3 protein-coding genes and 3 pseudogenes are annotated in these 7,759 nt (G+C 60.7%); 3 read left to right on the top strand and 3 right to left on the bottom strand.

Features of this window, described 5'->3' with window-relative positions:
- Nucleotides 1–189: 189 nt before the first annotated feature.
- Both NKH67_RS33520 and NKH67_RS33515 read right to left on the bottom strand, forming a co-directional pair.
- Nucleotides 190–1,544 (bottom strand): annotated as a pseudogene (locus NKH67_RS33520) (IS5 family transposase).
- Nucleotides 1,545–2,403: 859 nt separating this feature from the next.
- Entirely contained in the window at nt 2,404–3,018 is a 615-nt protein-coding gene (locus NKH67_RS33515; protein WP_353033005.1) for a hypothetical protein, read from the bottom strand.
- A 450-nt stretch (nt 3,019–3,468) separates the two neighbouring features.
- Here NKH67_RS33515 and NKH67_RS33510 point away from each other — a divergent pair, with 450 nt between their 5' ends.
- From NKH67_RS33510 to NKH67_RS33500, 3 genes and pseudogenes are all read left to right on the top strand, one after another.
- Complete coding sequence (locus tag NKH67_RS33510) at nt 3,469–4,689, top strand: ATP-grasp domain-containing protein (protein ID WP_353033003.1); 1,221 nt, start codon at nt 3,469–3,471, stop codon at nt 4,687–4,689.
- Nucleotides 4,690–4,834: 145 nt separating this feature from the next.
- On the top strand, nt 4,835–6,010 hold the full coding sequence (locus NKH67_RS33505; protein ID WP_353033001.1) for an amidohydrolase/deacetylase family metallohydrolase: 1,176 nt from the start codon (nt 4,835–4,837) through the stop codon (nt 6,008–6,010).
- Between the two features lie 47 nt (nt 6,011–6,057).
- A pseudogene (locus tag NKH67_RS33500) lies at nt 6,058–6,210 on the top strand (IS21 family transposase); the annotation flags it as partial.
- Between the two features lie 355 nt (nt 6,211–6,565).
- Here the strand turns inward: NKH67_RS33500 and NKH67_RS33495 are convergent.
- A pseudogene (locus tag NKH67_RS33495) lies at nt 6,566–7,725 on the bottom strand (IS91 family transposase).
- Nucleotides 7,726–7,759 lie beyond the last annotated feature (34 nt).

Below are 7,759 nucleotides of genomic sequence, written 5' to 3'. Positions count from 1 at the left end.
GGTCGACGAGGCGGTAAGCGCGCTACTGCTGAAGGCGATCGCGCCGGCGGCGATCGATGTCGCGCTTGCCGTGCAGCACGAGATCGTCGGCTGTGAAGAACGTCGATTTCGCTGACGGCGGTTGCGATCAGGGCCGGAAAGACGGGCTGGCAAATGGGCGTCCGCCGGTTGGATCGTCCAGAGCGGTGATTAGGCTGTTCGTGGCTGGATCGGCGGCGCTGCGGGGGTGGCGAACAGCGCCAGGAGGAAGGCACACAAAAGCCTCAGCCAGTTGAGCAGGAGGCTGAAGTTGTAGCCGACGGCGGCAAGCACAGCGTTGTTGGCATCGCCCTCGAGAAGGCCAGGAAGTTGCGGCCCATACGGTGGTCGTTCTTGAGATGGCCAATGACGGGTTCGACGGCGGCCCGGCGTCGCAGCGCCCGTTTGACGGCCTTGGTGAGGCCACGCTTGTAGCCGGCGACATGGACCTTGAACATCTTGCCCTTCGGGGCGTTGTGGCCGCGATAGCCGGCATCGGTGACGATCTTGCCGAGGCTGACGCCGATGGTGTCCTCGATTGCCGGGATGATGGTGGCCAGCGTGTGGCCGTCATAAGGATTGCCGGGCAGCGCCTTGACATGGGCGACGAACTGGCCGCCGCGGCTGCGCTGCAGCGGGGTGGCGACGGAGACCTTGACGCCGAACTCGTAGGGCTTGTGGGCTTTGCCCTTGCCAATGCACTCGACCTCCGGAGCGTGCAGGGAATACACCTTCTTGCCCCGCTCGCGCTGGCGCTGATCCCTGACGCGTCGGGCCAGCGACAGCGGCAGGGCAAAGACCTGCATCAGTTCCGGCCGCCCGACGAGCTTGCGGGTGATGTCGCGGATCACCGCTCCCAGCATGGTGCGCAGGCGCTTGAGCTGGCGGTTGGCCCGCTTGAACTGCTTGGCATGGGCATAGCGCTGATGCTTGATCAGCGCGATCTTGCCGACCCGCGCATAGGATTGGCGCAGGGCAATGCCATGCCTCTTGGCCAGCTTCACCAGCCGCTCACGGGCGCGATGCATCAGCTTGGCGTCGGTCGGGAAGGTGATGGCCTTTTCCTGCACGGTGGTATCGACAATTACCGCGCGGAAGTCCGACGGCTTGGCCGCCCCCAGCCTGGCCGCCGCTGCAAGACTTTCCTGGAGCAGCGCCATCAGCCGCTCTTCCCCCATACGCAGCCGCCAGCGCGTCAGTGAAGTGCGGTCGAAGGGCAAACGGTGCTGGAAGAACTCCTCGCCGCAGAACAGCTGGTAGTAGGGATTCTCCAGCCAGCGTTCGCACAGGCTTTCGTCGGACAGGTTGTGCATCGACTTGAGAATGGCCAGTCCCGCCATTAGCCGTGTCGGCAAAGGCGGCCGGCCAGGATCGTCGTCATAGACCTCGCCGAGCCGCTCTTCCAGGAAGCGCCAGTCGATCGTCTTGGCCAGCTTCACCAGCGCATGATCCATATTGAGGATGTGGTCGAGCCGGGATCGCAACAGGTCCGTCTGGCCGCTCTCGCGCCGTTCCTTCGGTCGCATCGCTTCGCTTCCCTCGCAGCTTCGTCATCGCCTCGAATCACGCAGAACAAGCGCATCCAATTTGCCGGAAATCGCAGCCTCTAGCCACGAAATTCGGCAATCTGAAACCTGAAATCAGGGGAAATTGTTAAACGGAATCAAAGCATTCCGAGTTCTTCACGGACGACGAGATCACCCAGCGCGTGGAGCAGGCCGGCGCTGCGCGGCACGCAGTTGCAACGCGCCGCTATGAGGCTGAACTGGCAGTCGACGCTACCCCGAAGGTCGATCCGGACAACCGCTTGGTCGCCGACGCGCTGGAAGTGATCCGGCCAGGATCGCACTCATGCAGCGCCTCTTGTGTAGGGATGGCCGGGATTATGGAAGATGTCCCGCCGACACTCGGATCCCTGTGGCGCTGATAGAGCTGCTCGCGGCGCCTGCGCGCCGGCAATCGACGCCTTGAAGTTGAGCATGGCGCAGCAAAATTGGGAAGCACGAAGATCCGAACATTTGGTATCGGCATGTCACGTTATGCTGCAGGCAATGCCCAACCGCCTGCATTTCCAAGTGAGTTACAAGCGCCTGGAGGATGGCGAGTTCCGCTGGCCGAAGTTCATGACCGCGTGATAGGGCTGACGGCCGCGCAACTGTCCGCGATATTGGAGGGTTGGACTGGCGGCGGGTCCACGAGGCGCACCGGACCCGCGTTCCAGCCCAGGCGGGGTAACCCGCGACGAAGTAAATCGGCCTGGATTCCGCTGTCGCGGGCTGCCGGCGAATATGGTCTGATCCGGTCATGGCGGTGACGGCTGACCGGCTTCCCGACGATCCGGACGCGCTGAAGGCGATGGTCCTGGGACGCCGACCGCCGGCACCGTTAATCACCTCGAAACGGTGCAATCTCGGAATAGACGTGGTCGTCGAGGAGTTTGTCGAGCAGTTCGACAATGCCGGGCTGTATCTTCACCTGCTGGGCGGAAGATTTTGGGCTCTGGGTGGTGGGCGTCTGGATCTTGCGGCCCTTGGATCGCACGTGAACCTTGGTGGTTCCTTCCGTCGGCAGCTTGACGAGAGTGACATGGTCGATGATGTGGGCAAGCAGTCGCTTGCGTTCGCGGTTTTGGTGTGTCGGGATCCGCCCAGAGCTGTTGAACTGCACCGTCATTGAACGGACTGAGTTCAGCGCAACGGGACCATAGTCGCCCGGCTCGCCAATGTACTGATGGCCGCCGCCGGCGTAGCAACGGAGGAGGAGGAGGCTATGCAGCCTCCAAAGGGACAGCGATTGCGCCATCCGTGGTTTCGTCTTCACAGGGGGAGAGTCGAGAACATCGTTGACGACCTCGTCGATCACCAGAACCAGGATCAGATGGACATCAGCAGCTTCGGTTGTTGCGGCGGCGTTGCTGATGCCCCGCCTTGCTGCGATGTGCCTTGACCGCAAGAGCGGGTTGCCTCGGCCCTGGCGGCGGCCCGAATGCTCCACGAGCACGATGCATCTCGCAATACCTCCCAGTCCACCGGTTGACCGTCGAGCACGGTCAGCCGAACACTGGTTCAGCGTCACCTTTTCAGGAGATGTGGCGCGGGCGTAGGCGCGCTCGATGGAGACAATCTCGACGCCCGGGTGACGTTGGGCCAGGATGTGACCACATCGGCAAGAACTCGAGAATGTGACCGCGTTGCAGATTGCAGATGATCGTGCCGTAGCTTGCCCCTTACGTGAATGCTTTCGGCGGTCCGAACTCGGCGGCACGGATCATGCGCAACAGCGGCCGCCGAGCAAAACCTCGCAACGGATCCTTCAATTGAATTAACAGAAACTTCGCAGTCGCCAATCGCCGACAATGGTACGTTTGCCACAACGTCTGAGATCAGGCACGGCCAAAAAGGCTGATGCCGGTTTACACTCGAACCGCCCCATACGGAGAATCAACAGCAAATGGCAACGAGGGCACTCATTCTAGTCGAAGGCAGTCCAACGGGTTCTGGTCTCCTCTTCATCCAAGCGGCCCAGCGTCTTGGTTTTCATCCAATCACATTGTCGTCCGATCCAGCACAATACGACTATCTTGCGGCGGAAACCTACGAGGCAGTCCGGGTCGATACAAGCAATCTCGATGCGCTGATCCGCGAATGTTCCGACCTAGGCGCTACTTATGATATTGCTGGCATCACATCCTCCCTTGAGGCCTTCTACGCGACAATTGGCAAGCTCTGCCGGCATTTCAATCTACCGGGACCAAACCCCACATCGATTGAACGGTGCTGTGACAAATTCGTCCAACGTCAGCTCCTCGCGGAAGCCGGCGTTCCAATACCTGCTTATCGTTTGGCAGCGGATGGGAAGGACGTGGAAAGCTCTGTCGCTGAGATCGGGCTGCCGGTGGTTCTTAAACCGGCCGTGGGAGCAGGCAGCGTCGGTGTCCGATTGTGCCGGGATGCTGATGAGGTGGCCGAACATACGAGCTATCTGTTAGACGGGAAGCATACATGGGGGTGTTCGCCAAGGATACTGGTCGAGGAATTCGCACAAGGTCCGCTGTACTTCGCTGCAATAATGGGAAATGAGGTCGTCGGGATTGGCGCCGCTGAATACGACCCGCCACCGCATTTCGTGTTTCGTGAGTGCACCTTTCCGGCTCTGCTGACCGATGACGAGCATGAGCGTATCGCCGATGTTTCGCTGAGCTGCTTGCGAGCTCTCGACCTTGGCTGGGGACCAAAGAGCATTGAACTTAGGTGGACGAAGCGTGGCCCAGTCGTCATTGAAGTCAATCCGCGTCTTGGTGGCGCGCCCACTCCTCAACTGGTTAAACTGGCTTACGGTGTCGATCTCGTCACCCAGCATATCAAGCTTGTCATCGGCGATGAACCGAATTTGCAAAAAAGACACTCGCAGATCGCGGCTGTGCGATCCCTGATTGCTGATCGCGATGGCACCCTCGATTGGATCGATGGCGACAGTCGGGCGACTGCGGTATCAGGTGTCGCCGAGGTCAAATTGCATGTAAAACCCAAGACGCCGATCGTCAGGAAAGGTGATTACCGAGACCGCATCGGCTATGTCATCGCCGCTTCGCCCACACTCGCTCGGACGAAGGTGATACTTCAGCGAGCCGTCAATTTAATCAGTTGGTCGATCACACCATTTGATGTCTGACCCCAAAATCTGCCCAGCGCCGCTGGCGCAGGCCATTTGTGAAGGTGCCCGATATGACTGTTCCCAGCACCGGTAATAGCTAGAAGTGAAATTGCAAGTCTGACGGCGAGACGCCGGACATTGCTGAGGCTCGGGCGCAACAACAATGCTATTTGATATGATTCTCAGGGGCGGTCGGGTCATTGATCCCTCTCAAACGCTGTGCGCAACTGTCGACGTGGGCTTCCTCGACGGGAAGGTGGCGGCTATCGGACCGCGGCTCGATTCGGAGGCGGGGGCAGTTGAGCGGGATGTCTCCGGCCTTATTGTAACCCCCGGCCTTATCGATCTTCATACGCATGTCTACTGGGGCGGAACGTCCTTGGGCATCGATGCGGAAGCGTTCGGCCGCGCCAGCGGGGTCACGACCGTTGTCGATACCGGGAGTGCTGGCCCAGGAAACTTTGCCGGCTTTCGAAAGCACGTTATCGAGAAGTCTCAAGTCCGAATTTTGGCGTTGCTCAATGTATCATTTGCGGGAATTTATGGTTTTGGCTCCCAGGTCGGCGAAAGTGAAGAGATAAGGTTGCTGTCTCCAGTGCAGAGCGTCGAGGTTGTCGAGGCAAATCGGGATGTGATCGCCGGAATAAAGGTTCGGGTCGGAAAGTACGCGTCAGGCAGTTCCGGTCTCGCCCCGCTCGACGTGGCTTTGCAGGTTGCCGATGAAACCGGCTTGCCGTTAATGGCCCATATCGATTTCCCGCCACCCTCCTACGAGGAAGTCGTCACCCGACTCAGGCATGGCGATATCCTCACCCATTGCTTTCGACCCTTCCCGAATGCACCCGTCAATTCGCAGGGCGCCATCAGAGCAGCCGCGCGCGAAGCGCGTGAACGTGGGGTTCTTTTCGATATCGGCCACGGCCAGGGCTCGTTTTCCTTCAAGACGGCCCGCGCCATGCTGACCTATGGATTCCAGCCCGATACTATCTCGTCGGATATTCATACCGACTGCATTGACGGACCGGTCTTTGATCAGACGACAACCCTGTCGAAGTTTCTGTGTCTGGGCATGTCACTGAACGAGGTTATCAGTGCTTCGACCATTAACGCCGCATCGGCGCTCCGCCGGCCGGAGCTTGGTTCGCTAAAGCCCGGGTCCGCAGGGGACGCCAGCATTCTCGCCCTGGAGGAAGGTTCCTTCGACTATGTCGATTGCAGGAACGAGGTAATGCGCGGAAACCAGAGACTCGTTGCCCGGGGAGTGGTCCTGAACGGCCGCTGGTGGGATCCCTTGAAAGCGACGATCACGAGGCAGCGGCCCAAAGGGGCGTCGACGTGAAGGACGTGACGCTGACGTTGTTGTGGCAGGAATACCGCGGGGCGCACGGCGCGTCGTCCCTTACCTTCACCCATGCCAGGTTCAGCCAGAAACTGCCTGACTGGATCGAGGGCCAGTGCAGGGCACTCGCTTTCTTCGGTGGGGTAACGAAGGCGATCGTCTGCGATTATGTGCCCGGGCACGTAATGCAGAGCGTTTTTAGCTTGGCGTCGCGCAGAACGGCGGGTGGCGAAAGCGCGCTGAGTGGATCGCGACGGTGAGCTAAAAACGTGTTGGACTAGGCCGCCGGCACGGGTGGCCGGTATGGGCATTCAATTGAGGCCGTGCCCATGAACAGGCATGGCGTGGGCCCGGATGCGGTCGTGGACGCCGCGATTGCAAGGGGTCGCCTGCACCGAAAGCGGCACGGATATGGGTTCAGCAAAGCGAGGACCGGCGTCGCGGCCTGCCGACGGAGGCAGCCGGGGGTGACAACGCGCACCTTCGCGGGACCGGCTCGGTTTTCGGGCCGAACGGCTCGTTGCGATGCGGTGACGGGAAAGCGAAGCGGTTCTTTCATGACGTATCCCAGTATGGCGGGGGTCCAGTGGCGCCGTCGAAGATTTCGATGATGATCATCTGACCTTGACGACAGGCGGGGCATTGCCTGAGGGAATGACCGGTGAGATCCTCGTAGCGGTCGCGGTAATCCTTTGCGGGTCGACTGTCCGACGGCTCGGGAACCGGCATGCTGAGCAGGTCGCGGCAGTGGGCGAGCTTTTGCGCCCGGTAGCGATTGCCGAGAAAGCCGTAGTAGCGGATGCGATGGAAGCCCTCGGGCAGGACGTGCAACAAGAAGCGGCGAATGAACTCGTCGGACGCAACGGTCATGACCTTCTGCCGATTGCCGTGCCGGTAGTCCTTCCAGCGGAAACGCACGGCGCCGTCCTCGAAGTCGATGACGCGGTTGTTGGAAATGGCGACGCGGTGCGTATAGCGGCCGACGTAATCGAGGACCTGCTCCGGTCCGGCGAAGGGCGCCTTGGCAAAGACGACCCACTCAGCCTTTCGTAGCGGCGCCAAATAACGCCGGAAGGCGTCGCGCTCGCTCAGGTCCTGCAAGCCAGAGAAGAATTTCAACTGGCCGGCGTCGAAGGCTTTCCCAAGATGCTCCAGAAACAATCGTCGGAACAGGCGTGAGAGCACCCGGACGGGCAAGAAGAAACCGGGCTTGCAGGCGATCCATCGATTGCCGTCGGCAGAAAGGCCTCCGCCGGTGACGACGCAGTGCAGATGCGGATGATGAAGCAGGTTCTGGCCCCAGGTGTGCAGCACGGCGAAGAAACCGATCTCGGCGCCCAGGTGCTTGGGATCGGCGGCGATGGTGCGCAAGGTCTCGGCGGTGGCGCGGAAGAGCAGGCCGTAGACAAGCGCCTTGTTTTGATAGCCGATTGCGGCAATGGGCTCCGGCAGCGTGAAAACGACGGGAAAGTACTGGGTGTCGAGGAGCTCGGCGCGACGAGCTTCCAGCCATTGCGCGCGGGCCAGTGATTGGCAGCGGGGACAATGCCTGTCGCGGCAGCTGTTGAAGGCGATGCGCCGGTGGCCGCATTGATCACATGCTTCGACTGCCCGCCAAGCGCGGCGGTCCCGCACAGTTCGATCGCCGTCATGACGCGACGCTGTGTCGATGCCGGCTCAATACTCCCCAGAAGTGCCGTTTGAATCTTCCCCAGTTTAGCGCTGTCGCCGGTCTTCCGGAGCGCGCTC

The sequence above is a fragment of the Mesorhizobium sp. M0968 genome (assembly GCF_040319065.1).
Classification (GTDB): domain Bacteria; phylum Pseudomonadota; class Alphaproteobacteria; order Rhizobiales; family Rhizobiaceae; genus Mesorhizobium.
Note: the sequence above shows the minus strand (reverse complement) of the source record. Positions and strands in the feature narration are given on the sequence as shown.